Raw genomic sequence first — 25,875 nt, forward strand, 5'->3', positions numbered from 1 at the left:
CCGGCAGCGGACCCGGATCAAGTCCGGGAGGACGCGGAAGCGAGACGAAAAAAGGGCGGCTCCTTGCAGAGCCGCCCTTTTTCATTGCAGGCGTTCGGAAAGGATCAGCCTTCCGAAATGGTCGCCTTGACGATCTTGCCGGGTTCGCGCGGCGGCTCGCCCTTGGGCAGCGCGTCCACGAGTTCCATGCCTTCGACCACCTGGCCCCAGACGGTGTACTGGTTGTCCAGGAAGCGGGCATCGTCGAAGCAGATGAAGAACTGGCTGTTGGCCGAGTGCGGCGCGCTGGTGCGGGCCATCGAGCACACGCCGCGAACGTGCGGCTCGGCGTTGAATTCGGCCTTGAGGTCCGGCTTGTCCGAACCGCCCATGCCGGTGCCGTTGGGGCAGCCGCCCTGCGCCATGAAGCCGGGGATCACGCGGTGGAACTTGATGCCGTCGTAGAAGCCTTCGCCGGTCAGTTCCTTGATACGCTCGACGTGGCCGGGGGCGAGGTCGGAACGCAGCTTGATCTTCACGTCGCCGCCTTCGCCGTTGCCGGTGTCGAGCGTGAGGGTCAGGTATTCGTCAGCCATTGCAGTCTCCTTCTGCCGGCGCGGATTGGCGCCGGTGGGGCATCGCCGCCCGATATAGGCACTGGCGCGCCAATGTCACGCCGCGAGGTCCGAGATAAACGTCGGGCGAATTTTTGCCCCCCTGTTGCAATCGCGAAATAGCTGCGTAGACCCGCCGGGATGAGCGAAACGGACCTCCAGCACGACCCGGCGGAACAGGCGGAAGACACCGCGCGTCTCGATGTGCCCGAATCCGAATCCCTCGACGACGACAACCGCCTCAAGGCCGAATTCGTGCGCAGCGTGAAGGATGCGCTGGACGACGAGGACTTCGAGCGCGTCTACGACCTCGTCGAACCGCTCCACCCTGCCGACATCGCCGACTTGTTCGAGCTGGTCGACGAGAACGAGCGCCTCGGCCTCGCCCGCGCCATCCGCGACCTCATGGGCGTGGAAGTCATCGCCGAGATGAACGACTGGGTGCGCGAGGCGCTGATGGAGGCGCTGCCCGCCGAAGTCGTCGCCGAGATCGCCGAGCAGCTCGACACCGACGATGCCGTCGCCATGCTGGAAGACCTCGACGAGGAGGACCAGCAGGCCGTCCTGGCCGAGATGGAGCCGGAAGACCGCGCCGCGATCGAGACGGCGCTGTCCTACCCCGAGGAATCCGCCGGCCGCCTGATGAGCCGCGATTTCGTGGCCGTCCACGAATCGATGACGGTAGGCGATCTCATCGATTTCCTGCGCGAGCACCGCGAGTTGCCCACCGAGTTCTGGGAAGTGTTCATCGTCGATCCGATGCACCGCCCGATCGGCACTTGCGCGCTCTCGTGGATCCTGCGCACCCCGCGAAACATACCGCTCTACGACGTGATGGCGCGCGACCAGACGCTTATCCCGGCCGACATGGACCAGGAGGAAGTCGCGCTGCGCTTCCAGAAGTACGCGCTGATCTCGGCGGCGGTGGTCGATGAAGCCGGACGGCTGATCGGCCAGATCACCGTCGACGACATCGTCCACATCATCCAGGAAGAAGCGGGCGAGGATACCCTGCTGCTGTCTGGCGCCGGCGACGGCGACATCAACGAGCCGATCCGCGACGCCTATTCTGCGCGCGTGCGCTGGCTGATCGCCAACCTGCTCACCGCAACCCTCGCCTCCTCGGTGATAGCGATGTTCGAGGGTACGATCTCGAAGATGGTGGCGCTGGCCACGCTCATGCCGATCGTCGCTGGCCTCGGCGGCAATGCCGGCACCCAGACGCTGGCAGTGACGGTGCGCGCACTCGCCACCAACCAGCTTACCGCCTCCAACGCCTGGCGCGCGGTGCGGCGCGAAATGTCGATCGCCCTGCTGAACGGCTGCACGGTGGCGGTCGTCATCGGCATCGTGGTGAGCCTTATATTCGGCAATGTGACGCTGGGTCTGGTCATAGCCATGGCCATGATGACCAACATCCTGATCGCGGGCATGGCCGGCGTCTTCGTGCCGCTGACGCTGGAACGTTTCAAGGCCGACCCGGCCATCGCCTCGTCCATCTTCGTGACGATGACCACCGACTCGATGGGCTTCCTGGTTTTCCTCGGCCTGGCGACGGTCTCCGGTCTGGTCGGGTAGGCTTCCCCTTCCTATCTAGTCGCCATGCCGCTGCACATGACCAAGATCGCCTTTTCCGCCGAGAGCCCGGCGGATCTGCGCGCCTGGCTGGAAAGCCATGGAGATATCGGCGAGGCGCGCCTCACCACCCGCTACCTGCCCAAGCGGCAGGAGGAGATGGTCGGCGGCTCGCTATACTGGATCTACGAACATGCGCTAATCGGCCGCTCGCCGATCCTGGGCTTCGAGCAACGCGATGACGGTCGCTGGCATATCCGCCTCGCGCCCAGGCTGATTTCGGTCGTCACCCAGCCGAAGCGCGCGCATCAGGGCTGGCGCTACCTTGCGGAACAGGACGCCCCGCGCGACCTCGGCGAAGGCGAGACGGCAGGCGACGCCATGCCACCCGCCATGGCGCGGGAACTGGCGAAGCTGGGACTGGTATGACGGGGTTCAGCAAGGACGAACGCGCGGCGCTGCTGGCGGTGAAGGGCGTCGGCCCCACGGTGGTTTCGCGGCTGGAGGAACTGGGCATCGCTACCTTCGCCGATCTCGCCGCGCGCGATCCCGACGCGATCTGCGCCGAGGTTTCCGCAACGCTGGGTTCCACCTGCTGGCGCAACAGCCCGCAGGCGCGCGCCGCCATCGCCGCTGCCGTGGCGCGGGCCGTAGACGGTCTTCAAACCGGGTAACGTTACCTCGGATCCACCCACCAGCGCATCAGCACATGCGCGATCGCATGGGCAGGCGGTGCGCCGAAAGCCTTGCCGTTTTCGCCCCGACCGATCGCTTCCAGTGCTTCTGCCACGTCTTCGCGGGTGAACCAGCGCACGTCCTCAAGCTCGGTTTCGTCGATGGTGATCGCATCGTCGTCCGCCACCGCATGGCAGCCGATCATGAGCGAGGACGGAAACGGCCAGGGCTGGCTGGCCACATATGTCACGTCCCGCACCCGCAGGCCCGCCTCCTCATGGATCTCCCGCGCGACGGCCTCTTCCACCGACTCGCCCGGCTCCACGAAGCCCGCGAGCGTGGAATAGCGACCTTCCGGGAAGCGCGGCTGGCGGCCCAGCAGGGCGCGGTCCTGGTGCTCGACGAGCATGATCGTCACCGGGTCGACGCGCGGGAAATGGTCGGCGCCGCAGCCGGGATTGATGCAGGTGCGCTGCCAGCCGCCCTTGGCGAGAACCGTGCCATGGCCGCAGACTGCACAGAACCGGTGCCGACAGTGCCAGCTCACCAGCGAGCGAGCGCCGCCATAGGCGGCCAGTTCGGCAGGATCGAGCACGGCCATCGCATGCCAGTTGACCGGCGAGGCGTGAGGGCCGCCCGGCGGCGTCACCGGAGGAACTTCCGCGAAACAGGGAACCTTGCCGTCGAGGCCGAGGAAGATCATCTCGCTGCCCGGTTCGGCCTCGCCCAGCTCTCCCCAGGTCAGCGCGCCATCGTCCTGGAGCACCGCGTCCAGACCGTCGAGCCGCAGCAGCCGGGCTTCGGCCGTCTGCAGCGCGAAAAGCGCATCGGGATCGCTGCGGATGTGGTCGGCGCGGTCGAGATAGGATCCCGCGAACGCGACAGGCAGCAGCTTCGGCAGGACGGTGTGATTCAACTCTGCGTCTCCAACAGGGCCATGATGTCGGCCTTCAGCGCGGTCTGGAACTGGGGGATGAGGCCGAAGGCATTGGGCGGCATGAACTGCGCGAAGAGCTGAGAGCGCAGGCCCCGGATCATGTCCACCATGCCTACCGTCGCCGCCGCGCCGGACCACCCGAAGATCCCGGCTTCCGCGCCCTTGCCCACGCGCCCGCCCGCGCCGAAGCCGCTACCGGGTGGCAACATCGCGGAAAGGCGGACGAGAGGCGGCAGAAGGTCACCGGTCCCGGTCATGACCGCGCTTTCCGCCAGCACCCGCTTGCCGTCCAGCACGCCGCGCTGGGCGAGCAGGCGCAGGAAGCGGTCGTAATCGCGTGGACTGCTGACCAGGCCCGAGCCGCCGAAGGGAAATGCAGGCTTGTCCAGGAACAGGGAATTGCCCGGCTCGTCGATCGGCACCAGCACTTCGCCCAGCGCGGCGTAGTTGGTCGTCAGGCGGGCGCGATCGGCGGCGGGGACCTGGAAGAAAGTGCTCGTCATCCCGGCCGGTTCGAACAGCGCCTCGCGCAAGTAGATGTCGAACGGGCGGCCGGTGACGACCTCGATCACCCGCCCCATCAGGTCGAGGCCCAGCGAATAGCTCCAATGCGTCGCCGGATCGTAGACCAGCGGCACGTCGGCCAGACGGTCCGCGAACAGCGCGAGGCTGGGCGCGGGGGCGGCATCGGTGAAGCCCGGCACTTGAAGGCGGGTGACCTGCCCCGCAGCGAGGCCCTTTGCCTGCAACAGATCGCGGATCGGACCGGTCTGGATGATCGAATAGCCCAGCCCCGACGTGTGGGTGAGCAAGTGCCGCATGGTGATCGCCCGCGGCGCGGCGTGAAGCGCGGAGAGCGAGCCGTCGTAGCGGTCCTGAACCTGCATCGCGGCGAACCTGGGCAGCACGTCGGCAAGCGGCTGGTCGAGCGAAAGCCGCCCCTCCGCGATCAGCTGCATCGCCATGATCCCGGTGATCGGCTTGGTCATCGAATAGATGCGGAACAGGCTCTGGGCGGAGATCGGGGTGCCGTCGGTAAAGCCCTGCGCACCGCGCGCGACGAACTCGGCCTCGCGGCCCAGCATTCCCAGCGAAGCGACGAGGCCGGGAAAGACGCCGGGCTTCTCGGCGGTTCCGGTCCAGCGCTCCAGCAAAGCGCGGACGCGGGGAAGGCTCTCCAGCTGCGTGGCTGCGCGGACGAGACCTGGCAGGAGCGCAGCGCCGATCCCGGCAGCGCCCGCCATGCGCAGCAGCATGCGGCGATCGAGCGCCGCCTGCAGCCGCTCGCGGATCGCCGTCATGCCGGCTCGGCCAGCGCGAGGCGCGCGGCCTTGGCGAAAAGCGTGGGCAGGCCCGCGTCATCGAGCCGGTCGAGCGGCCACCACTCGCCTTCGCCCGGCGGATCGTCGGGACAAGCGCCGAGATGCACGGAAAGCCCGAGTTCGAGCGAGAAATGCGTGAAGACGTGGCCGACCCGCCCCGCGCTCTCCCAGTGGCCTGGGATCGGCGCTTCGCCGTGACCATCCTCGCGGGCGGACCAGCCGTCGTCGGGGAGCGCGCGCATGCCGCCCAGCATGCCCTTGCCCGCTCGGCGCACCAGCCAGACCTTGTCATCGCGCTCAATCCAGAAGGCGTGACCCTTGCGCGTGGGCTTGGCTTTCTTCGGCGCCTTGACCGGGAAGCGTTCCGGCGCGCCCATGGCCCTGGCCCGGCAATCGGCGGCAATCGGGCAGAGCAGACAGCGCGGCGCGCGCGCGGTGCAGACGGTCGCACCCATGTCCATCAGCGCCTGCGCGAAGTCTCCGGCGCGGCGGTCGGGCGTGATCGTATCGGTGAGCGCGCGGATCGCAGGGCGGGAACCCGGCAGCGGCGCGTCCAGCGCGAACAGCCGCGTCACCACGCGCTCGACATTGGCGTCCACCACGACCGCGCGGCGACCGAAGGCGATCGCGGCCACGGCGGCGGCGGTATAGGCGCCCAGCCCCGGCAAAGCGCGCAGGCCTTCCTCGGTGTCGGGAAAAATCCCGCCCCGCGCCGCGACTTCGCGGGCGCAGGCCAGCAGGTTGCGGGCGCGGGCATAATAGCCGAGCCCCGCCCAGGCCGCCATGACGTCCTCGTCGGAAGCGGCGGCCAGGTCGCAGACGCCGGGCCAGCGGCTGGTGAACTTGGCGAAATAGTCCTTCACTGCCGTCACGGTGGTTTGCTGGAGCATGACCTCCGAAAGCCAGACGCGGTAGGGATCGGGTGCGGGAGTGCCGGGAGCCGCCCGCCACGGCAGGGTGCGGGCATGGGCATCGTACCAGTCGAGAACCTTGCCCGGAACGTTGGACGGGATCGTATCGCGGCTGGCATCCATCAGCGCCCTATGGCATTGGAGCGCGCACAATGGAACGGCATCCGAGCAAAGGAACAGAAAAGAAGGCCAAGGCGCCCAAGGCTCCTGCCCCCGGCAAGGGCGCCGGTGCGGGAACCGGCAAGAGCGCCGCGAAGGCTGCGGAAGGCCCCAAGCGCTTCGAGCGCCCGCGCGGCGGACAGGCACGCCAGATTTCCGACCTCATGCCCGAAGTGGGCCGCACCGCCTTCCGCCGCTTCGGCTTCGTGCAATCGAGCGTGGTGACGCGCTGGCCCGAGATCGTCGGTCTGCGCCATGCCCGCGTGTGCGCGCCCGAATCGATCCGGTTCCCGCCGGGCGAGAAGTGCGACGGCATTCTGCAGTTGGTGGTGCTGGCCGCCCATGCCCCGATGATCCAGCACGTCGTGCCCGAGATCATGGAGCGGGTGAACCGCTTCTTCGGCTACAAGGCTGTCGCCAAAGTGAAAATCCGGCAAGGAGAGGTTAAGGCGCCGCCTGCCACCCGGCCGAAGGCGGCTCCGCCCTCGCTCAAACCCGTACCGTTCGAACTGGGGGATTCGCTGCGCGACGTCGGCGATCCCGAGCTTCGCGCGGTGCTCGAATCGCTGGCCCGAAGCCTCGGTGCCCAGGATGATCAAACGCAAAACCAGGAAAAGCAGTGATGAAGTCCACCTTGCGTCTCGCCGCACTCGCCACCGTTGCCCTGCTGAGCGTCGCCGCCGCCAAGCCGGTCCACAAACCCCTGGCGTCCGCCGCGAATCCGGGGTCGAACTGGGCCAACCAGATCGTCGTCACCGCGGACGGCAGCCACATGTACGGCAATCCCAAGGCCGAGATGCAGCTGCGCGAATTCGTCAGCTACACCTGCCCGCACTGCGCGCACTTCAACCGCGAGGCCGATCCGGCGCTGCGCCTGACGCTGGTGCCCAAAGGCCAGATCGGCGTGACCGTCACCACCCTGCTGCGCAACCCGATCGACCTGACGATCTCGATGCTCACCACTTGCGGCGATCCCAAGCGCTTCTTCGTGCGGCACAACGCCTTCCTCTCCGGCCAGGACGCCTGGATGGGCAAGCTGGAGAAGATCGGCGAGGAGCAGCAGAAGCGCTGGTATCAGGGCGCCCTGCCGGATCGCATGAAAGCGATCGCCAGCGATCTCGACTTCTACACGCGCGTGGCGGCCTGGGGCATGAGCCGTACCCAGGCCGACGCCTGCTTCGCCAACACGGCCGTGTTCGAGACGATCAAGAAGCAGCAGGCCGCCGTGACGCAGTTCGGCGTGAACTCCACGCCCAGCTTCATCCTCAACGGCAAGCTGCTCGACGCGCACGACTGGCCGGGCCTCTCCAAGGAAATCACCGCCCAGATGGCCGCCAGGCACAAGGGCGCGATCTGAGGGTGCGAAAGGGCGCATTCCTGTGGGAAAGCGCCTGTTCTCCGTCTCTCCACCGCTGTTATCCAGCCCGAGCTTGGGCTAGTTTCCCCGCTTCTCACAAGGATTCGCCGACATGATCCGCAAGACCGCCCTGCGCCGCCCCCTGCGCGCTATCGCCCTCGGTATGATCGCCGCGCCTCTCGCGCTGGGCCTCGCCGCCTGCGGCAAGAAGGACGAAGCCGCGCCCGGCGAAGCGCCCAAGTCGGAGCAGGCGCTGCCCAAGGTTGCGCCGCCCGCCGGCAAGTCTTGGGCGGACACCGTGGTCAAGACGCCCGAGGGCGGCTACCGCATCGGCAATCCGGATGCGCCGATCAAGCTGGTCGAATATGGCGCCCTGTCGTGCTCGCACTGCGCCGAGTTCGCGCATGAAAGCTACGACAAGCTGCGCGACGACTATGTCGGCAGCGGCCGCGTGAGCTACGAACTGCGCCACTTCATGCTCAACGCTTTCGACCTCCCCGCCACCCTGCTGGCCACGTGCGGTTCGACGGAAGCGGTGCTGCCGCTCAGCGAGCAGTTCTGGGCCTGGCAGCCGAACATGTTCCAGAACCTCCAGTCGGCCGGTGACGCCCGGATGAAGCAGATTCAGGACCTCCCCAGGGACCAGCAGATGCAGGCCATCGCCGAAGTCGGCGGCATGACCGAATTCTTCGCCTCGCGCGGGATCTCGCGCGATCAGGCCAAGGCCTGCCTTGGCGATCCCGCCAGGGCCAAGGCGCTTGCCGACCAGACCCAGAAGGCGACGAGCGAGCTCAATATCAACGGCACGCCCACCTTCATCATCAACGGCGCTGTCGTCGGCTCGATGGGCTGGAAGGAACTCGAGCCCAAGCTGCAGGAAGCCGGCGCGCGCTGATCGGCGCCGCCCCTGCAAACGCCCTTTTGAACTGAACGAATTACGATGCGCATAAGACGGCTCAAGCTCACCGGTTTCAAGAGTTTCGTGGAGCCGGCGGAATTGCGCATCGAACCGGGGCTGACCGGCGTGGTCGGCCCCAACGGTTGCGGCAAGTCCAACCTGCTGGAGGCGATTCGCTGGGTCATGGGCGAAAGCTCGGCCAAGTCGATGCGCGGCGGCGGCATGGAAGACGTGATCTTCGCCGGCACCGCCTCCCGCCCGCCCCGCGCCTTCGCCGAAGTGGTGCTACAGGCCGATGCCGCGCCGGACGCCCAGGGTGTGCGCGAGGAACTGGAGGTGGTCCGCCGCATCGAGCGCGGCGCGGGCAGTGCCTACCGCATCAACGGCCGCGACGTGCGCGCCAAGGACGTCTCGCTGGTCTTCGCCGATGCTGCCACCGGCGCGCATAGTCCCGCCCTCGTCAGCCAGGGCCGCATCGCCGCCGTCATCGCCGCCAAGCCCGCCGAACGCCGCGCCATGCTGGAAGAAGCGGCGGGCATTGCCGGTCTCCACGTCCGCCGCAAGGACGCCGAGCAGAAGCTGCGTGCCACCGAGGCCAATCTCTCCCGCCTCGAAGACCTCATGGCCGGGCTGGACAAGCAAGTCGCCGGCCTGCGCCGCCAGGCCAAGGCGGCCGAACGCTACAAGGCACTCTCGGACGAGATCCGCCTGGCCGAAGCGCGGCTGGTTTTCGCCCGCTGGCGCGATGCGGCGCAGGCCGCCGAAGCCGCCAAGAGGGAAGCCCAAGGCGCCGAGACCCGCGTAGCCGAGGCGCAGGACGCGGCCAAGCTGGCGCAGGACGCCCAGGCCAAGGCCGCCGAAGCCTTGGTCGAAGCGCGCGACGAACTCGCCGACCGCCGCGACGATGCCAGCGCCCAGGGCCATCGCATGGCAACGCTCACCAGCCAGCTCGAGGCCGCCGAACAGCGCCTGAAGGACCTTGAACGTCAGAAGGCCCGGCTCGATGAGGATCGCGGCGATGCCGATCGCATGACGCGCGATGCCGCCGAGGCTCTCGCCCGGCTGGAGCGCGATCTGGCGGAAGGGGCAAAGCAGCTCGAACAGGACGAGGCCCAGCGCCCGCGCCTCGCCAATGCCCTCGAAGGCGCCGAACGCGCTGCCCGCGCCGCCGAACTCGATCTGGCGCAGGCCACCGCCGCGCAGGCCGGAGTCGAGGCGGAATGGCGCATTGCCGAAGCCGAACTCACGCAGGCACGCGGCCGGCTCGACCGCCTTGCCGCCGAAACGGCGCGGTTCGAAGCGCAAACGGCCGCTCTTGCTGCCGCCGGAGAACTCGACGCCGCGGTTGTCGATGCACGAGCCAGGGCCCAAGCGGCGACCGTCGCCCTCGCCCATGCGCGCGAGGGGCTGGACGCTCAGCAGACCCGCAAGGCCGAGCTTCAGAGCGAGCGCGATGCCGCTGCCTCGGCCCTGGCAGCCGCCCGCGCCGACCTCACCGGCATCGAACGTGAACATTCCGCCCTGCTCAAGGATCGCGAGGCCCGCGCCAAGGGCGCCAGGGCCGCGCATGGTCTGCCAGTGGCCATCGACGCCGTGCGTGCGGCGCCGGGCTATGAACGCGCCGTCGCGGCAGTGCTCGGCCGCGATGCCAAGGCGCCGCTGGGCGAAGTCGCCAGGGCGGACGGCCGGTTCTGGACAGGCGCACAAGCTCCGGCGGCAGTGAAGGACAGCCTTGCCGCCCATGTGACTCGATGCCCGCCGGAACTCGCCGCGCGCCTCGCCCTCGTCCATGTGGTCGAGGAAGACGATGCGCGCACGTTGGGCACCGGCGAATGGCTGGTCACCCGCGCAGGCGCACTGCGCCGCTGGGACGGTTTCGTCGCGCGCGGGGAAGGCGCTGCCGAAGCCGCGCGGCTCGAAGCCGAGAACCGCTTCGCCGAACTGGAAGCCCGGCTGCCGCCGCTGCGCGAAGCCGTTGCCGCCGCCGAAGCGCGTCAGAGCGCGGTGCAGCAGGAACTCTCCGCCCATGCAGCCGCCGTGGTCGCCGCCGAGCGTGAGATTGCGGACGCCGCCAATGCCGAACGCGGCGCTCTGCGCGCTGCCGATCAGGCCGAGGACGCGCGCGTCCGCCAGGAAACGCGCCGCGCCGAGATCGATCGCGCGCTGGGCGAGCTTGCGGAACAGCGGCAGGCCGCCGAGCGGGACATCGCCGCCGCCGAAGGCAAGCGGTCGGTCCTCCCCGATCCCGAAAAGGGGCGCGCCGGGCTGGTTGCCGCGCGGGATAAGCACGACGCCGCGCGGGCCACGCTCCAGATGTCCACTGCGACTCTCGCTTCGCATGACCAAGGGCTAGCCGTTGCGCGCGAACGTACCGCCTCGCAGCGCGGCGACATCCGCAACTGGCAGTCCAGGGCAGGCGATGCGGCCAACCGCCTCGCCCAGATGTCCGGACGGCTTGAGGAAATCGAGACCGAACGCGCCGTCGTCGCCGCCAAGCCGGCCTCGCTGATGGAACAGATCGAGCAGGGCGAAGCCGTGCGCAATCGCATCGCCGAGGAACTGGGCAAGGCCGAAGCCGCCGTCGCTTTCGTCACCGACGCCGCCCGCAAGGCGGATGCAGCGCTTGCCGCCGCCCAGGAACTGCTTGCCAGCGCCCGCGAGAACCGCGCTGGCGCGGCAGCCCGCGCCGAGAACGAAGACGCCCGCCGGGTCGAGATGACCCGCGTTTCCGGCGAGCGCTTCCAGTGCCCGCCGCCGGTCCTGCCCGAACGCTTCGCTTTCGCCGCTACCGATGTGCGCGACGCGCAGGACGAAATGGCGGCCATGGAGCGCCTCGGCGCCGATCGCGAGCGGATCGGCCCGGTCAACCTGGTCGCGGCAACCGAACTGGCGGAAGCCGAAGCCCAGCTCGGCACCAGCGTGACCGAGAAGGCCGAACTCGCCGAGGCAGTGAACCGGCTGCGCGGATCGATCGGCAACCTCAACCGCGAGGGCCGCGAGCGGCTGCGCGCCGCTTTCGAAGCCGTGGACGGGCACTTCCAACGCCTGTTCACGCGCCTGTTCCAGGGCGGTCAGGCCCACCTCGCGCTGGTCGATTCGGACGATCCGCTGGAAGCCGGTCTGGAGATCTTCGCCCAGCCGCCGGGCAAGCGCCTCCAGTCTCTGACGCTGCTTTCGGGCGGCGAGCAGGCGCTGACCGCCGTGGCGCTGATCTTTGCGCTGTTCCTCACCAATCCCGCGCCGATCTGCGTGCTGGACGAAGTCGACGCGCCGCTCGACGATGCCAACATCGAGCGGTTCTGCGATCTGCTCGAAGCGATGACGCAGGAAACCGACACGCGTTACCTGATCGTCACGCATAATGCCGTGACGATGAGCCGCATGCACCGCCTGTTCGGCGTGACCATGGTGGAAAAGGGCGTCTCGCGCCTCGTCAGCGTCGACCTTGTTGGCGCCGAGGAGCTGCTGGCGGCGGAATGACATTGACCGCGAGAGTTTTGTGATTACGGCCCGCTCGTCGTCCGGCAATCCCAGAAAGCACTCGCGGATCGATGCCGAACTGCGCAAGGTCCTCGGCATCCAGGCGGCTTGGACAAATTCAGGCTGTCGGCTGACGCCCCTTGTCATTCTCGCGTATTTACGTCGTCCCGGACTTGATCGGGGACCGCTGGCAAGGCCATTCGAGGCCCGAAAGCAGCGCAACGCAGCAGTGGCCCATCGCAAGCTCTCGCCTCCAGAGTACCCAGCGGTCCGGATCAAGTCCAGGACGACGGCTTGATCGAAAGGCAGCTTACCAGCCTCTAGTTCATCAGGGAGCGCAAAGCCGCTCGCCGGAAGCGGAATGGCAGACTTTCAAGATTTAAATCGGCAAAGCGGTCCAGCCGGAAGCGCCCCATGTCGGTCGTTGACGGCTCTTCCGACAATTGACAGCTTGGCGGCATGAAGCCCCGCGTTCTGATCGCTGTTCTTGTCGCCCTCGTCATAGGCATTTCAGTAGGTTGGGCCGGTCGCGACTTCATTGCGAGCGACCGTTGTTTAGATCGTGGTGGCGCTTGGGATGCCGACCTAGACGCTTGCAACCTACCATTCGGGAACGGCAACTAACCACCCATCACAGTCATTTCCAGATTGGCAGAATTTGTCCACGCCGCCCCGCTTCACTTGAGCACGAAGCGCGGCCCCGGCCCTTGCGCGCCGGCTTCGTCGTCGCGGTTGTAGAGCCGGCATTTGGCAAGGCTGAGGCAGCCGCAGCCGATGCATTCGTCCAGCTTGCGGCGCGTCAGTTCCAGCAGCGCGATCTTTGCGTCGATCGCTTCGCGCAGGGAGCGGCTGATCGTCTCCCAATCTGCCAATGTCGGCGTGCGCCCTTGCGGCAGGGCGGAAAGCTCACGCTCGATCTCGGAAAGTCCCAGGCCCAGCTTCTGCGCGATCAGCACGAAGCTGACACGGCGAATGTCGGAGCGGAGGAAGCGCCTCTGGTTGCCGCTGGTCCGCAGCGCGGTGAGCAGGCCTTTTTCCTCGTAGAAACGGATCGCCGACACGGCCACGCCGGTACGCCGCGCCAGATGGCCGATGGTAATGAACCTGTCCTCGACCATGTTTTCTCCTGATGCGGCCTTGATCTCAAGTTAACTTGAGGTCGTATCAAAGCCAAGCCGGTGATTCGCCGGTGACGCACAGGAGATATGAGAATGGCCCAGGGCCGCCTCGAACACGCCAATATCACGGTCAGCGACATCGACCGCAGTTCAGCCCTCCTGCAGGACCTGCTGGGTTGGCACGAACGCTGGCGCGGGCCCGCCATCAATGGCGGAGAGACCATCCACGTGGGCGGGGATTTCAGCTACATCGCCGTCTACACCGATCGCAAACCCCACGACCGGTTTCCGAAGGGCGCGCCCCTCAACCATGTTGGACTGGTGGTGAGCGATCTCGACGCTGCCGAACGCGTGGTGATCGCCGCCGGGCTCGAACCCTTCAACCATGCGGACTATGCGCCAGGCCGCCGGTTCTACTTCTTCGACTGGGACGGGATCGAGTTCGAAATGGTCAGCTACGACTGAACGGCCAGGCGCGCCGGGATCAGATGATCCCGGCGTTGCCGACGACCCAGCAGGCCAGCGCCATTACCAGGCCGAGATCGCGATTGGACCGGAACCGGGCCAGCGCATTCTCACCATCCTCGGTATCGAGGGTGAACACCTGGAAGCCGAGATGGAGCGCCACCGGCAACAGCGCCACCAGCGCGACCCAGTCCTGGCGCAAGGTCCAGAAACCCAGCCCCCAGAATGCGAGGGCCAGGGCGTAGAACCCCGCCACGCCGCCGCGAACATGGCGGCCGAGCCGCAGTGCCGAGGAGCGGATACCGACCACCGCGTCGTCTTCGCGGTCCTGAAGCGCATAGATGGTGTCGTAGCCGATGCACCAGAAGATCGATCCGGCGTAGAGCGCGGCCATGACGGCAAGCTGGTCTCCGCGAATTTCAACCCAGCCAACCAGCGCGCCCCAGGTGAAGACCATGCCGAGCCATGCTTGCGGCCACCAGGTGATCCGCTTCATGAAAGGATAGGCGGCCACCAGCGCAACGCTGCCCAGCGCCGTCAACTGCGCCTGCCAGCGCAACTGGAGCAGTACCACCAGGCCCACCGCGCAGAGCGCCAGCAACCAGACCCATGCCGCTTTCGTGCTGACCTGCCCGCTGGCAACCGGCCGGGACGCCGTGCGCGCCACCTTGCGATCAAGATCGGCGTCGACGATGTCGTTGAGCACACATCCCGCGCCGCGCATGGCGATCGACCCCAGCAGCAGCCACAGGACCAGACCCCAGCGCGATTCTCCTCCTGCCAGCAGCACGCCCCAGACGCAGGGCCAGAACAGCAGCCACCAGCCGATCGGACGGTCGAAGCGGGCCAGCAGGGCATAAGGACGCAGGCCGGCCGGCAGCAGCGAAACGAGGCCGCGATGTTGCGTATCCGGGACGAGTAGAGAGTCGTTCACCTCCACGCAGGTAGACCATCGCCGCCGGACTGTCATGCTCGAACGTTCCCAGTGAACATGCCGCACGCCCGCAAAGGTTGCACCTTGGCCGCCTTCCGGTGAAAAGGCGCGCTCACCGCTTTTTCGGAGATTAACCCAGATCATGGCTGCCACTCCCGCCTGGCCCCCGCGCAGTGCGCCGCGTCTTTTCGTCACTACGCACCTGGCGCAAGGCAGCAGTGTCGTGATCGAGGGGGGGCAGGCGCACTACCTCTCCAAGGTGATGCGGGTCGCTCCCGGCGATGCCGTGATCCTCTGCGACGACAAGAGCGGCGAATGGGCCTGCGCCGTGTCCGGCGCAGGCAAGCGGGACGTCACGCTGGAGGTCCGCGATCGGCTGCGCCCGCGGGAGGCCGTCCCGGATCTCTGGCTTTGCGCAGCACTGCTCAAGAAGCCGAACTTCGACCTTGTTCTCGAAAAAGCCACCGAACTCGGCGTGGCAAGGATCCAGCCGCTCGTCACGCGCCGCTGCGTGGCGGACAAGCTCAATGCCGAGCGCGCCGCCACGATCGTCACCGAAGCCGCCGAGCAATGCGCCCGCACCGCGCTGCCGGAAGTGGCCGAGCCGATGAAGCTCGAAGCGCTTCTGCGCGACTGGCCTGCGGACCGCGCGCTGTTCTTCGCCGACGAAACCGGCGGCGCGCCCGCTGCCGCCCAGTTTTCCGCGCACGAAGGCCCGGCCGCGCTGCTCGTGGGGCCGGAAGGCGGCTTCGACGACGAGGAACGCGCGCTGGTGCGCGCGCATCCGATGGCCCGGGCGATCACGCTCGGCCCCCGGATCCTGCGCGGGGAGACGGCGAGTATCGGGGCGACGGCCTTGTGGATGGCTGTCGCAGGAGATTGGGGAAAGTAGATAGGCCGGCAGGGCAGCAAAGCCCCCCTGCGCCGCAAGGAAATCGAAACGGAAAGGCGGCGCACAAGGCCGACATTTCCAGGGTCTGGGGGATCACCCCCCAGGACGTCCTTTTTCCAGGTTCCGCAGCAAAACAAACCGCCCGGTACAAAAAGTTCTAGCGTCCGAACGCAGGCCGCACTACCTCCGCCGCCATGAGCACCCGTGAGGTTTCGGATCGCGAAGATCCGGTGATCGAAAGCCTGGACCAACTCGCCGCGCCGATGGCTGCGGGCGAAAAGCCGCGCGATGCGTGGCGGATCGGTACAGAGCACGAAAAGTTCGTCTACGACACGGCCGATCACCATGCGCCGTCCTATGCCGAGAAAGGCGGCATCCGCGACCTGCTGATGGCCCTGACCGAGTTCGGATGGGAGCCCATCATGGAAGGCGAGAACGTCATCGCCATGAAGGGCAGCGACGGAACGGTCAGCCTGGAACCGGCCGGTCAGCTCGAACTCTCGGGCGCACCGCTGGAAAACCTGCACCAGACATGTGCCGAGACCGGCCGCCATCTGGCGCAGGTGAAGACCATCGGCGATCGTATCGGCAAGGCCTTCCTGGGCCTCGGCATGTGGCCCGACAAGACCCGTGCCGAACTTCCGATCATGCCTAAGGGCCGATACGACATCATGCTGCGGCACATGCCGCGCGTGGGGACGATGGGTCTCGACATGATGCTGCGGACCTGCACCATCCAGGTGAACCTCGACTATTCGAGCGAGGCGGACATGGTGAAGAAGTTCCGCACCAGTCTCGCGCTGCAGCCGCTGGCGACCGCGCTTTTCGCCAGTTCGCCGTTCACCGAAGGCAAGCCCAACGGCTTCCTTTCCTACCGCAGCCACATCTGGTCGGACACCGATCCCGCCCGCACCGGCATGCTGCCCTTCGTGTTCGAGGACGGCTTCGGCTACGAGCGCTACGTCGACTACATGCTCGACGTGCCGATGTATTTCGTATTCCGCGACGGCCAGTACATCGACGCGGCAGGCCATTCCTTCCGCGACTTCCTCAAGGGTGAGCTTTCGGTGCTGCCGGGTGAGCGTCCGCGCCTCTCGGATTGGACGGACCACCTTTCCACGGCGTTCCCGGAAGTGCGCCTCAAGTCGTTCCTCGAAATGCGCGGCGCCGATGGCGGCCCGTGGGGCTGGATCTGTGCGCTTCCCGCTTTCTGGGTGGGCCTGCTTTACGATCACACGGCGCTCGATGCCGCTTGGGATCTGGTCAAGGACTGGGACATGGAAGGCCGCGAGGAGCTGCGCAACGCCGTGCCTCGGCTGGCGCTCGACGCGCCGCTACCCAAGTCGTTCAGGGGCGGTGGCGGCACCTTGCGCGATATCGCGGGCGAAGTGCTGAACATCTCGCGGTCCGGCCTTGCTGCGCGCAATCGCCTGAACGCCGGCGGCGACAACGAGACGGGCTACCTCGAGCCCCTGGCCGAGATCGTCGCGACCGGCAAGGTGCCGGCGCAGCGCCTGCTGGACCTCTACAATGGGGAATGGGGCGGCGATCTGTCGAAGATCTACGCGTTGAAGAGCTTCTGAGAGTTTGAAGTTCTGGGGGATCATCCCCCAGGGCGTCTTTCTACTTACTCCGCCGCCTGCGGTTCCGGCACTCTCGGTCGCAGTCTGCTGCCCAGCTTCGACAGCCCCCGTGTGATCGGCGCGTTCTGCGCCATCCAGGCGTGATAGGCACGGTACTTCGCGTCCTCGGCCAGAAGATGCGCTTCCTCGGTACGGGCGCGCCAGTAGTAGATGCCGCTCACCACGCCGAGGAGCACGGTGTTCCGCACCATGTCGGTCAGCGCATGGCTGGTGACGAGGAAGGGCAGCGTCGAGGTCCACCAGAACAGGTTCTTCGACAGGTAGGCCGGATGGCGGGTGAAGCGGTAGGGACCGTTCGTCAGCACGCCGCGATATGTGAGGTTGGAAAAGCGCAGGCCGAAGGCGAAAGTCGCCCAGGCATAGACCGCGGTGAGGAACACCATGAGACCCGCCCAGACCCACAGCAGGGCAGGATATCCGCTCAGCCAGTAGGCCCATCCCGCCGTGTTGACTTCGTAGCCCAGGACGTCGGCGCGGCCCATCGTGCCCCAGACGAAAGGCGGATAGCACATCAGCGCCGCCACCCAGCCCGCCAGCAGGGGATTGCCGCTGCGGATATGCGCGTCGAGCGGGCGGAACGTGAAGATGTAGCCCACGGTACCGATCTGCACGTCGATCAGGAACAGCAGGGCGATCAGGATCGAGCCGAGCGCCACGGGATCGTGCAGGGAGGCGGCAAAGTCGGCTTCCACCACCTGGGCAAAGCCGCCCGGCAGGATCGAGATCATGAAGGCGCCGAAGAACGCCTTGATCGCCCAGGCGCGGCCATGCTTCTTCACCGCCTCCGCATCCCAGGCCTCGCGGCCCATCAGCAGCGCGCCGAAGTGCCATGCCTGGTCGCGCGGCTCGATCAGCTTGCGGTCCAGCCAGAGCACATAGGGGATCGAGAGCAGGAACAGGGGTAAGGCCGCCGAGCCCAGAATTTCCATGGCGAAAAGGTACTGGCCGTCCCAATACCAGCGGCCGATGCAGTAGAACGCACCGATCAGCGCCCATGTCGTCCATAGCCCCGCGAGCTTGGTGATCGACAGGTCGAGCGATTCGGCAGAAGAGCGGCCGAGTTTCCAATCGATCCCAGTGGAGGGACGAAGGTGAACCTTGTCCACGAAGATCGACCAGAGCGCCATCGCGGTGCCGGTAACGAAGAGCGTCGCCACCGCGGCATAGGGCCCGCTCATCGGCGCATGAGGGCCGGGGAGCGCAAGGTGATCCGCCACCAAGGCCCAGTTGCGGCAGACCATGAGCCAGACCAGCAGCGCCGCCAGCCCCGTCCAGCCGACGCCTGCGGAGACGTCGCTGGCCGGCAGGTGTTTCGCGGGAGTCGAGGCGCTGCTCATGCCGCCGGGGCTAGCGGCAATTGGTTAAGAGGTGCGAAATGGCACGGCCCTGCCGTCGTCCCGGACGCGATCCGGAACCGCTGGCCGAGCCTCGCCTTGCTCGCGAGGAAGCACCTCGAGAATTGCCAGCGGTCCCGGATCATGTCCGGGACGACGAGGACGTTCTTAGCGATAGGCGGTGATGCGGCCCGAATCGTCGAGCAGATAGAGCGTCTGATCGGCCACGACGGGTGCAAGCGACACCGGCTCCTTCAACGCGGCGAAAGGCGTCAGCTTGCCGGTCGCGGGATCGACCGTGCCGAGTTCGCCCAGCGAGTTGCCGACCCAGAGCTTGCCTCCGGCGAGCACCGGCCCCACCCAGAAGATTGGGCCCTTGCGCTTCTTTTCATTCTCGTAGCGAGCCAGCTGCGTCAGCCAGCGGACCTTGCCGGTGCTCCGCGCGATGGCAAGGATCTCTGCATGGTCGTCCAGGGTGAACACCCAGTCGCCCACCACCATCGGCGTGGAAATGCCGGCGAGGTTGAGTTCCCAGATGCGCTGGCCGGTGACCAGCTCATAAGCCGCCATGCGGCCGCCCTGACCGAGCGCGTAGACGCGGCCCTGGTCGATGATCGGATCGGCATCGACGTCGGTGAGGCTGCCCACTTCGGTCGAGATCGAGGTGCGCGCCAGTGCGTCCGACCAGACCTGGCGGCCGTTCTCGTAGCGATAGGCCACGAGTTCGCCGGACGAATAGCCTGCGATCACGGTGCCCTGGCCGGCGGCCGGAGCGGCCACGCCGAAGACGCCCGCCTGCGACAGGGAGGCCGACTCGTTCCACAGCACGTTGCCGTCGGCGGCGTTGAGCGCGAAGATCTGGTTGTCCTGCGTCATCACGTAGACCGAGTTGAAGCCGATCGTCGGCGATCCACGCAGCGGGCCGCCGGGCTTCTTGGACCAGAGCTGGCTGCCGTCGGACGCCTTGAGCGCCGCCACTTCCCCGAGGCCGGTGGTGACGTAGAGGTTGCCGCCGTCATAGCTGACGCCGCCGCCGAAGATGGAGCTTTCGTTCTTGCCCGAGACCGAGAAGTTCTTGGTCCAGAGCCGGCCGCCGGTCTTGGCGTCGAGCGCATGGACGACGCCTTCCGTGTCCATCACGAAGAGCTTGCCGTCTGCCACGACCGGCGCGGCGGCAAGGCGGGCGCGGTTGGTGGAACCGGCGATCTGCGCGGTCCAGACCCGGGTCGGGTTGTCGGCGAGCGCCAGGTGTCCGTAGGACTTGGCGGCATTGCCACCGGCCTGGGTCCAGGAATCGTTGGCCTGCTGCGGCGGCAGGATCACCGACACGGCTTCCAGCGATGGATCGACCTTGGCGCCGCTTTCGATGCGCGAGAGGATCGGCACGCGTTCGCCCACGGTGGGGGTCTTGGGGCCCTTGCTGTTCGACTTGCAGCCGGAAAGGCCCGCGACGAGTGCCAGTGCGATCAGCGAAACGGCGCCCGCCCGGCCGAAGGTACGCTTAGTCTCAACCATGTTCATTCTCCGGCGACGGGCGCGGGCTGCGCGCTGGCCTGGGTCTTGCCGAGGGGTTCGCCGCGTTCGTCCACCACGTCGTCGATCGCATCGACGCCGAGGACGGCGGCAAGCTGGCGCGCGCGGCTGCGCAGGCCGGATTCCACCTGCTCGTCCTTGGCGATGGCGGCAAACAGCGGACCGGCCTGGTCCTGCTTGTTCATCTTGATGTAGGCCATGCCGACCATCTCGCCCGCTACGCCGAACCAGGGGTTGCCCGGCGCGGCATAGGGCTTGAGGCGGGCGACGACATCTTCGGGCTTCATGCCGTCGAAGTTGGCGGCGACCCCGCGCACGGCGGCCAGGTCGCGCAGCGGCTGCGGCGCCTTGGCGTCATTGGCCACTTCGTCGTAGAGCTTCACCGCGTCCTGCAGGCGCTTCTGCTCGGCGGCGATGCCGGCCAGCATGAGCTTCGCGGAAGCGGCCGATCCCTTGCCCCCCGAACCCTTTGCAATAGCCTCGAGCTTGCCCTTGGCGGCATCGAGGTTGCCGGACTTCATGCTGTCGATCGCCTGGACGTAAGCTTCGGCATCGGCGTCACGCTGCTGGTTCTGGCGATGGTTCCAGTAGAGCCAGCCGCCGAAGGCCACGAGTGCCAGGACGATCGCCGCGATCAGCGGCTTGCCATAGCGGGTGAAGAAGCCTTCCATCTGGTCCTGCCGCAGGGCGTCGTCCACCTCGCGCAGGAAAACATCCTGCTGCGCGGCGAGTCGCTCGGCAGACTTGGGATTGGTCGGAGTGCTGTTGGAAGGAGGCAGAGCCAAGTTTCGGGCGCTTTCTGCGGAAAAATCAGGATGGTTGCCGGGCTGTTTAGCGGATGGCCACGGCTTTTCAACGGGGATGATCGCTGCACCCCTGGCAGTGAAGCCTTGCTGAATGATGTCAGCCTGTCAAATCAGCCGCTCCAGGCCCAGTGCTTCGCCGTAAGTCCGGCTGTAGGCTGCCAGCATGGCGGCTTCGTCGTAGTGACGGCGGGCATGCGCCCTGTTTGCCGCACCCACCCGCGCGCGCAAGGCGTCATCCGCCGCTAACCGGGCCAGCGTCGCCGCCAGGGCGGCTTCATCGCCAGGAGGCGTGACCAGCGCCCGATTCTCTGTGGAAACCATCCGTGCCACGTCCCCCACCGCCGGAGCCGCGACCGGCAATGCCGCCGCCATAGCCTCGACCACCGAGATCGGAAATTGCTCGCTGTCGGAGGAAAGCGCGAAAATGTCGAACAGGCCGACCGCGTGGCTGGGTTCGGCCACGAAGCCGGGCAAGTGCACCCGGTCCGCCACGCCGCAGCGGGCGGCTTCGGCTGCGATCGCTTCGCGCTCGGGCCCGTCTCCGAGGATCACCAGTCGCCAGGGTGCAGGAAGCGGCGCGAAAGCCCGCACGAGCCGAGGCAGATTCTTGACCGCGCGCAAGCCCGCCAGCGTGCCGACCCAGCGCTCGCCGGGCTGCTTGACCAGGCCGGGCAGCATGTCGGGACGGGGGCGATCGAGATAGGCGGAGCAATCGATGCCGTTGGTGATCAGCCGCACCCGCTCGCGCGGCTGCCGCCAGGCCGTCAGCGCGATCTCTTCCAACCGCCGCGAAGGTACGACCAGCGCCGAGGATCGCCGCAGCGCCAGGCGGCGATAGCGGTTGCGCGCGGGCTTGAGGCCCTGGGCTTCGTCCTCGTTGAAGCCGTCCTCGTGATGAACGAGCGGCGGCAGGCCGAGCAGCCCGCCGAACAGGCCATGCGCCATGACCGCGTCCATCGCCCCCCAATTGTAGGTAAGCACGAGGTCGAAGAGCGCCATGGCCTGGGCGATGCGCCACAGCCTCCCTGGCGCGGGGCGACCTTGCAGGCTCGGGAAATCCGCCGGAAACACGACGGGCACCGCCGGATCGAGCCGCGCGGCCGCGCCATGCGCGCCGGGCTCGGCGGAGACGATGCTATGCGCGACACCCGGACCGAACAGGTTCATCAGCCTTACCGCGCGCAGTTCCTTGCCGCCCGCGGAGAAGCTCGAATGCAGGTGAAGAATGCGCAAGGCCGGTCCGATCAGGCGCTCTGCGCCAGCAGCCGATCGATCGCGGCTATGGCTTCCGGCTCGTCGAGCGTCGGCGCGTGCCCGACATTCTCCAGCGTGATCGCTTCTGCGCCGGGCAGGCGGCGCAGCATCTTCTCAAGGGTCGCAGCGGAAAGCAGGTCGGAGAGCGCCCCGCGCAGCACCAGCACCGGGCGCCCGGCCAGCGCTTCCCAGGCCGGCCAGAGATCGGGCTGGTCGTCCACGTCATAGCCCAGGAACGGCTCCGCGATCTTCATGTCGTAGTCGAAGACCACGCGGCCGGCGCTGGAAACCGTCATCAGGCGCTTGGCACGGCCGATCCAGAAATCGAGCGGCTGACCGGGATGGGCATGGCCCTGGTTGTCCTCCAGCGCGCGGGCGGCGTGGACCCAGGTGGGATAGCTGCGGCCCTGCCCGACATAGTCCTTGATCCGCTCAACCCCTTGCGGCTCCAGGAACGGCCCGACATCGTTGATCACGGCGGCCACGATCCGTTCCGGGATCAGCGTCGCCAGTCCCATCGTCATCAATCCGCCCAGCGAGGTGCCGATGGCGACGAAGCGGTCGATCTGCTCCTGCGCAAGCAGTTCCAGCAGGTCTTCCCCGTACTGCACCGGGTTGTAGCTGGCCGAATCCCGAGCATATTCGCTGTCGCCCCGGCCCCGCATGTCGGGGCAGATCACCCGCCAGCGCGGCGAGAGGCGCTCGGCCAGAGCTTCGAAATCGCGGGCGTTGCGCGTCAGGCCATGGAGGCAGACGATTGGTGGGCGGGCGCCGGAACCGTCGTGCTTCTGGACATGATAATCCCGAAAATGCAGCTTCAATCCATCCCGGCTCGACCAGAACCGATCCTCGAATACCGTCATGCCGAAGCCGCGACCTCTATCTTGCCGCCCGGCTTGATCGACGGGCATGGGATCACCACTATCGCCTGATGCCAAGCGAACCGCAAGCAAGTGCCTATCGTCCCGCCCCGCGCATCGCGGGCATCGCCGACTGGATCGCCAGCCCCGTATCCCCGGCTGAATTCCCCAGCCATATCCTGCGCTTCCGCAACGATCGCTGGGCGGCTGCGGTGGGCCTGGACGCGCTCGACGAGCAGGCGTGGATCGCCCATTTCGGACGTTTCGACCCCCTGCCGGACAACCTGCCCCGCCCGCTTGCGCTACGTTATCACGGCCACCAGTTCCGCGTTTACAACCCCAATATCGGCGACGGACGCGGCTTTCTCCACGCGCAGATGCTGGACGGCGAGGACCGGGTGCTGGACCTCGGCACCAAGGGTTCCGGCCAGACGCCTTACAGCCGCGACGGCGACGGCAGGCTGACACTGAAGGGCGCCGTCCGCGAGATCCTGGCGACCGAGATGCTGGAGGCGCTGGGCGTCTATACCAGCAAGACCTTCTCCGTGGTCGAGACCGGAGAAGCGCTCTGGCGCGGTGACGAGCCCTCGCCCACGCGCTCGGCGGCAATGGTGCGGCTGAGCCACGGCCATATCCGCATCGGCACTTTCCAGCGCCTGCTCGCCCTGGAAGAGCGCGATCACATGGAAGCGCTGGTAGCCTATTGCCTCGATACCTTCCCCGGCAACCCGCCTCCCGAAGACGCGCCGGGCCGCGACGAACCTGCGGTGATCCTGCTGCATCAGGTGGTCGAGCGCCTTGCCGACCTGGCCGCGAGCTGGATGGTCGCCGGCTTCGTTCACGGCGTGCTCAATACCGATAACATGAACATTTCGGGCGAGAGCTTCGACTACGGTCCCTGGCGCTGGCTGCCGAAGTGGGATCCGCGTTTCACGGCCGCCTACTTCGATCACTCGGGCCTCTATGCGTTTGGCCGCCAGCCGGAAGCGGTGCTGTGGAACTGCGGCCAGCTCGCCATCGCGCTCAGCATGTTGACCACTACGGAGCCGCTGGTCGCCGCGCTCGACCGGTTCGCGCCGCTCTATCAGCAGGCGATGAGCCGCCGGTTCGCCTGGCGCCTGGGCGTGGCGCCCAAGGGTGTCGAACAGGACAGCCTCCTGATCCAGGCCGCCGAGCAGGCCATGCTGGCCAGCGAGGAGGCGCCCGAGCAGTTCTTCTTCCGCCATCGCGGAGGACGGAATGTCGATGAAAATCGCTTCGGCGAGCTCCTCGCCGATTATGCCTCGACGGCCGAAACCGCCGATCCGTTCTGGCAGCAGCCCGGCCCGCCGAGCGTCCTGATCGACGAAGTGGAGCGCATCTGGGCCGACATCGACCGGAATGACGACTGGTCCGCACTCCATGCGCGGGTGGCGGAAATTCGCGAACTCGGGCGTCAACTCGGGTCGGCGCCAGCCCCGGCAGGCCACGCGGAACGCCTCGGATGAGAGAAGAAGCGCTCCTGCCCGGCACGGGATGTCGCGCCGTTAGCTTCCCGGTAGGATAATCGTGCGAGAGCGGTAGCTGCAACGCGTCAACCCATCAGCGGATCAAGACATGGCATGGGCGGTACAGCCACCGAGCAGGCACGGGCCGCTACCGAAGATCGGGACCTGGCCGAGCCCGTGAGCACGCCCGAGATCGTTTCCTACGAACCCGCCACCGGCGCCGAGATCTGGCGCGGCAGGCCCTGCGATGTCGACGAAGCGGTAAGCCGCGCGCGGCGCGCATGGCCGGCCTGGGCGGCGCAGCCGCTGGCGACCCGCATCGAACTGCTGCGCCGCTTCGCCAACGAAGTGCGCCAGGACGCCGAGCCGCTGGCCGTCATGATCGCTCGCGAGGTCGGCAAGCCGCTCTGGGAGGCGCGCGCCGAAGTCGATGGCGTGATCGCCAAAGTCGAAACCTCGATTCGCGCTTATGCGGAACGCACCAGTCAGCGGAAACTCGATTCGGCGCTCCAGGGCACGATGGCGGTACGGCACAAGCCGCACGGCGTGCTGGTGGTGCTCGGCCCTTTCAACTTCCCCGCGCACTTGCCGAGCGCCCACATCGTGCCTGCCCTGCTCGCAGGAAACGCCGTGATCTTCAAGCCGAGCGAGAAGGCGCCTGCCAGCGGCGAGAGGCTCGCCCGCTGTTTCCACCGGGCCGGCATTTCCGCCTCCGTCCTGCAACTGGCCCTCGGCGGCCCGCTGGAGGGACAGGGCTTCGTGGCCCACGAGGGTATCGACGGCGTACTGTTCACCGGTTCAGCGAGCACCGGCATCTCGATCAATCGCCGCCTGGCCGCTCGGCCGGACAAGCTGGTGGCGCTGGAAATGGGCGGCAACAACCCCATCGTCCTGTGGGACACGCCCAAGCTGACCGACGCTGCCGCCCTGATCGTCCAGTCCGCCTTCGCTTCCGCCGGGCAGCGCTGCACGGCGGCGCGCAGGTTGATCGTGAAAGGCACGCTCTACGACGCGGCAATCGCGGAAGTGAAAGCCCTCGCGGACCGCGTGATCGTGGGTGCCCCCTTCGACGATCCGGCGCCGTTCATGGGGCCGGTGATCGATGCCTCGGCCGCGGACGGGTTGACCGAGAGCTTTCTCTACCTGCTCAGCAACGGCGGACGGGCAATCAAGCACCTCGTGCGCGGAGACGAGTCGCTGCCCTTCCTCAGCCCGGCGATCATCGACACGACGGCGATGAAGGAGCGACCCGACGTCGAACTGTTCGGCCCGATCCTCCAGGTCATCCGGGTGGACGACTTCGACCAGGCGATCGCCGAGGCCAATCGCACCCGGTTCGGGCTGGCCGCCTCGCTGGTCGGTGGTTCGCCGCAGGACTACAATCGTTTCTGGGCGAACGTCCGCGCCGGGATCGTGAACTGGAACCGCGCCACCACAGGTCCCAGCCACGCCGCGCCGATGGGCGGGGTGGGGCTTTCGGGAAACCACCGTCCCAGCGGCTACTACGCGGCGGACTACTGCGCCTATCCGGTCGCCTCCGGCGAACTGGAACAGCCCCGCGCGGCGATCGGCGTGGGACTTCGCTAGAAGATCCTGGTGAACCCGTCGGAATCTCGGAGTAGCCTCGTTGTCCCGGACTTGA

The 25,875-nt window shown here is 67.3% G+C and carries 23 protein-coding genes; 12 read left to right on the forward strand and 11 right to left on the reverse strand.

All coding sequences use genetic code 11. From position 1 onward, the window contains the following. Positions 1–104: 104 nt before the first annotated feature. Positions 105–575, reverse strand: a complete 471-nt coding sequence (locus tag L284_RS34810) for a peptidylprolyl isomerase (RefSeq protein ID WP_021233928.1) — start codon at positions 573–575, stop codon at positions 105–107. 159 nt (positions 576–734) lie between these two features. Between L284_RS34810 and mgtE the strand changes: the two genes are divergently transcribed. From mgtE to L284_RS34825, 3 genes are read left to right on the forward strand one after another with little or no spacing between them, the layout of a single operon-like run. Beyond that, positions 735–2,171, forward strand: a complete 1,437-nt coding sequence (gene mgtE, locus L284_RS34815) for a magnesium transporter (RefSeq protein ID WP_021233929.1) — start codon at positions 735–737, stop codon at positions 2,169–2,171. Between the two features lie 24 nt (positions 2,172–2,195). Beyond that, positions 2,196–2,597 (forward strand): DUF1489 family protein, encoded by a 402-nt coding sequence (locus L284_RS34820; protein ID WP_021233930.1) that lies wholly within the window; start codon positions 2,196–2,198, stop codon positions 2,595–2,597. Beyond that, the gene (locus L284_RS34825; protein WP_021233931.1) at positions 2,594–2,842 is read left to right on the forward strand and encodes a hypothetical protein; all 249 of its coding nucleotides are present in this window, start codon (positions 2,594–2,596) and stop codon (positions 2,840–2,842) included. Before L284_RS34820 ends, L284_RS34825 begins: the two co-directional genes overlap by 4 nt. A 2-nt stretch (positions 2,843–2,844) precedes the next feature. Here the strand turns inward: L284_RS34825 and nudC are convergent, their stop codons facing one another. Genes nudC through L284_RS34840 form a run of 3 tightly spaced genes read right to left on the reverse strand, consistent with a single transcriptional unit; the run spans position 2,845 to position 6,136 of the window. After that, positions 2,845–3,759, reverse strand: coding sequence for an NAD(+) diphosphatase (gene nudC, locus L284_RS34830; RefSeq protein ID WP_021233932.1), 915 nt, complete (start codon positions 3,757–3,759; stop codon positions 2,845–2,847). Beyond that, complete coding sequence (locus L284_RS34835) at positions 3,756–5,081, reverse strand: serine hydrolase domain-containing protein (protein ID WP_021233933.1); 1,326 nt, start codon at positions 5,079–5,081, stop codon at positions 3,756–3,758. Before L284_RS34835 ends, nudC begins: the two co-directional genes overlap by 4 nt. Continuing rightward, the gene (locus L284_RS34840; RefSeq protein ID WP_021233934.1) at positions 5,078–6,136 is read right to left on the reverse strand and encodes an A/G-specific adenine glycosylase; all 1,059 of its coding nucleotides are present in this window, start codon (positions 6,134–6,136) and stop codon (positions 5,078–5,080) included. The genes L284_RS34835 and L284_RS34840 overlap by 4 nt, the downstream gene beginning before the upstream one ends. A 29-nt stretch (positions 6,137–6,165) precedes the next feature. Between L284_RS34840 and L284_RS34845 the strand changes: the two genes are divergently transcribed. The 4 genes from L284_RS34845 to smc all read left to right on the forward strand — a co-directional run bounded on the left by L284_RS34845 (position 6,166) and on the right by smc (position 11,907). After that, positions 6,166–6,795, forward strand: coding sequence for a DUF721 domain-containing protein (locus L284_RS34845; RefSeq protein ID WP_021233935.1), 630 nt, complete (start codon positions 6,166–6,168; stop codon positions 6,793–6,795). Next, positions 6,795–7,529, forward strand: a complete 735-nt coding sequence (locus L284_RS34850) for a DsbA family protein (RefSeq protein ID WP_021233936.1) — start codon at positions 6,795–6,797, stop codon at positions 7,527–7,529. The genes L284_RS34845 and L284_RS34850 overlap by 1 nt, the downstream gene beginning before the upstream one ends. Positions 7,530–7,641: 112 nt before the next feature. Continuing rightward, positions 7,642–8,424 carry a DsbA family protein gene (locus tag L284_RS34855; protein WP_021233937.1) on the forward strand — a complete coding sequence of 261 codons (783 nt, stop codon included), beginning with the start codon at positions 7,642–7,644 and terminating at the stop codon, positions 8,422–8,424. 45 nt (positions 8,425–8,469) lie between these two features. Beyond that, complete coding sequence (gene smc / locus L284_RS34860; protein WP_021233938.1) at positions 8,470–11,907, forward strand: chromosome segregation protein SMC; 3,438 nt, start codon at positions 8,470–8,472, stop codon at positions 11,905–11,907. Positions 11,908–12,584: 677 nt separating this feature from the next. Here smc and soxR read toward each other — a convergent pair. Further along, entirely contained in the window at positions 12,585–13,025 is a 441-nt protein-coding gene (soxR, locus tag L284_RS34865) for a redox-sensitive transcriptional activator SoxR (protein WP_021233939.1), read from the reverse strand. A 93-nt stretch (positions 13,026–13,118) separates the two neighbouring features. Between soxR and L284_RS34870 the strand changes: the two genes are divergently transcribed. Further along, complete coding sequence (locus L284_RS34870) at positions 13,119–13,490, forward strand: VOC family protein (RefSeq protein ID WP_021233940.1); 372 nt, start codon at positions 13,119–13,121, stop codon at positions 13,488–13,490. A 19-nt stretch (positions 13,491–13,509) separates the two neighbouring features. Here L284_RS34870 and ubiA read toward each other — a convergent pair whose 3' ends face one another. After that, positions 13,510–14,460, reverse strand: a complete 951-nt coding sequence (gene ubiA / locus L284_RS34875) for a 4-hydroxybenzoate octaprenyltransferase (protein WP_052018375.1) — start codon at positions 14,458–14,460, stop codon at positions 13,510–13,512. A gap of 106 nt (positions 14,461–14,566) precedes the next feature. On the opposite strand from ubiA, the gene L284_RS34880 reads away from it, so the two are divergent. Further along, positions 14,567–15,316 carry a 16S rRNA (uracil(1498)-N(3))-methyltransferase gene (locus L284_RS34880; protein ID WP_021233942.1) on the forward strand — a complete coding sequence of 250 codons (750 nt, stop codon included), beginning with the start codon at positions 14,567–14,569 and terminating at the stop codon, positions 15,314–15,316. 194 nt (positions 15,317–15,510) lie between these two features. Next, positions 15,511–16,899 carry a glutamate--cysteine ligase gene (locus tag L284_RS34885; RefSeq protein WP_021233943.1) on the forward strand — a complete coding sequence of 463 codons (1,389 nt, stop codon included), beginning with the start codon at positions 15,511–15,513 and terminating at the stop codon, positions 16,897–16,899. 44 nt (positions 16,900–16,943) lie between these two features. On the opposite strand, the gene L284_RS34890 is transcribed toward L284_RS34885, so the two are convergent. The 5 genes from L284_RS34890 to L284_RS34910 form a co-directional block, all read right to left on the reverse strand. Further along, positions 16,944–18,296: a methyltransferase family protein gene (locus tag L284_RS34890; RefSeq protein ID WP_021233944.1), complete on the reverse strand. Its 1,353-nt coding sequence runs from the start codon at positions 18,294–18,296 to the stop codon at positions 16,944–16,946. A 165-nt stretch (positions 18,297–18,461) separates the two neighbouring features. Then, entirely contained in the window at positions 18,462–19,808 is a 1,347-nt protein-coding gene (locus tag L284_RS34895) for an outer membrane protein assembly factor BamB family protein (RefSeq protein WP_031342077.1), read from the reverse strand. A gap of 2 nt (positions 19,809–19,810) precedes the next feature. Beyond that, on the reverse strand, positions 19,811–20,611 hold the full coding sequence (locus tag L284_RS34900; protein ID WP_021233946.1) for a tetratricopeptide repeat protein: 801 nt from the start codon (positions 20,609–20,611) through the stop codon (positions 19,811–19,813). A 126-nt stretch (positions 20,612–20,737) separates the two neighbouring features. Next, positions 20,738–21,865: a glycosyltransferase family 4 protein gene (locus tag L284_RS34905; RefSeq protein WP_021233947.1), complete on the reverse strand. Its 1,128-nt coding sequence runs from the start codon at positions 21,863–21,865 to the stop codon at positions 20,738–20,740. An 11-nt stretch (positions 21,866–21,876) separates the two neighbouring features. After that, on the reverse strand, positions 21,877–22,749 hold the full coding sequence (locus L284_RS34910; RefSeq protein WP_031342078.1) for an alpha/beta fold hydrolase: 873 nt from the start codon (positions 22,747–22,749) through the stop codon (positions 21,877–21,879). Between the two features lie 68 nt (positions 22,750–22,817). Between L284_RS34910 and L284_RS34915 the strand changes: the two genes are divergently transcribed. Both L284_RS34915 and L284_RS34920 read left to right on the forward strand, forming a co-directional pair. Further along, positions 22,818–24,233, forward strand: a complete 1,416-nt coding sequence (locus L284_RS34915; protein ID WP_021233949.1) for a protein adenylyltransferase SelO family protein — start codon at positions 22,818–22,820, stop codon at positions 24,231–24,233. Positions 24,234–24,347: 114 nt separating this feature from the next. Next, the gene (locus L284_RS34920; RefSeq protein WP_021233950.1) at positions 24,348–25,820 is read left to right on the forward strand and encodes a succinylglutamate-semialdehyde dehydrogenase; all 1,473 of its coding nucleotides are present in this window, start codon (positions 24,348–24,350) and stop codon (positions 25,818–25,820) included. Positions 25,821–25,875 lie beyond the last annotated feature (55 nt).

Origin of the sequence: Novosphingobium lindaniclasticum LE124, assembly GCF_000445125.1 — a bacterium.
GTDB lineage: Bacteria > Pseudomonadota > Alphaproteobacteria > Sphingomonadales > Sphingomonadaceae > Novosphingobium > Novosphingobium lindaniclasticum.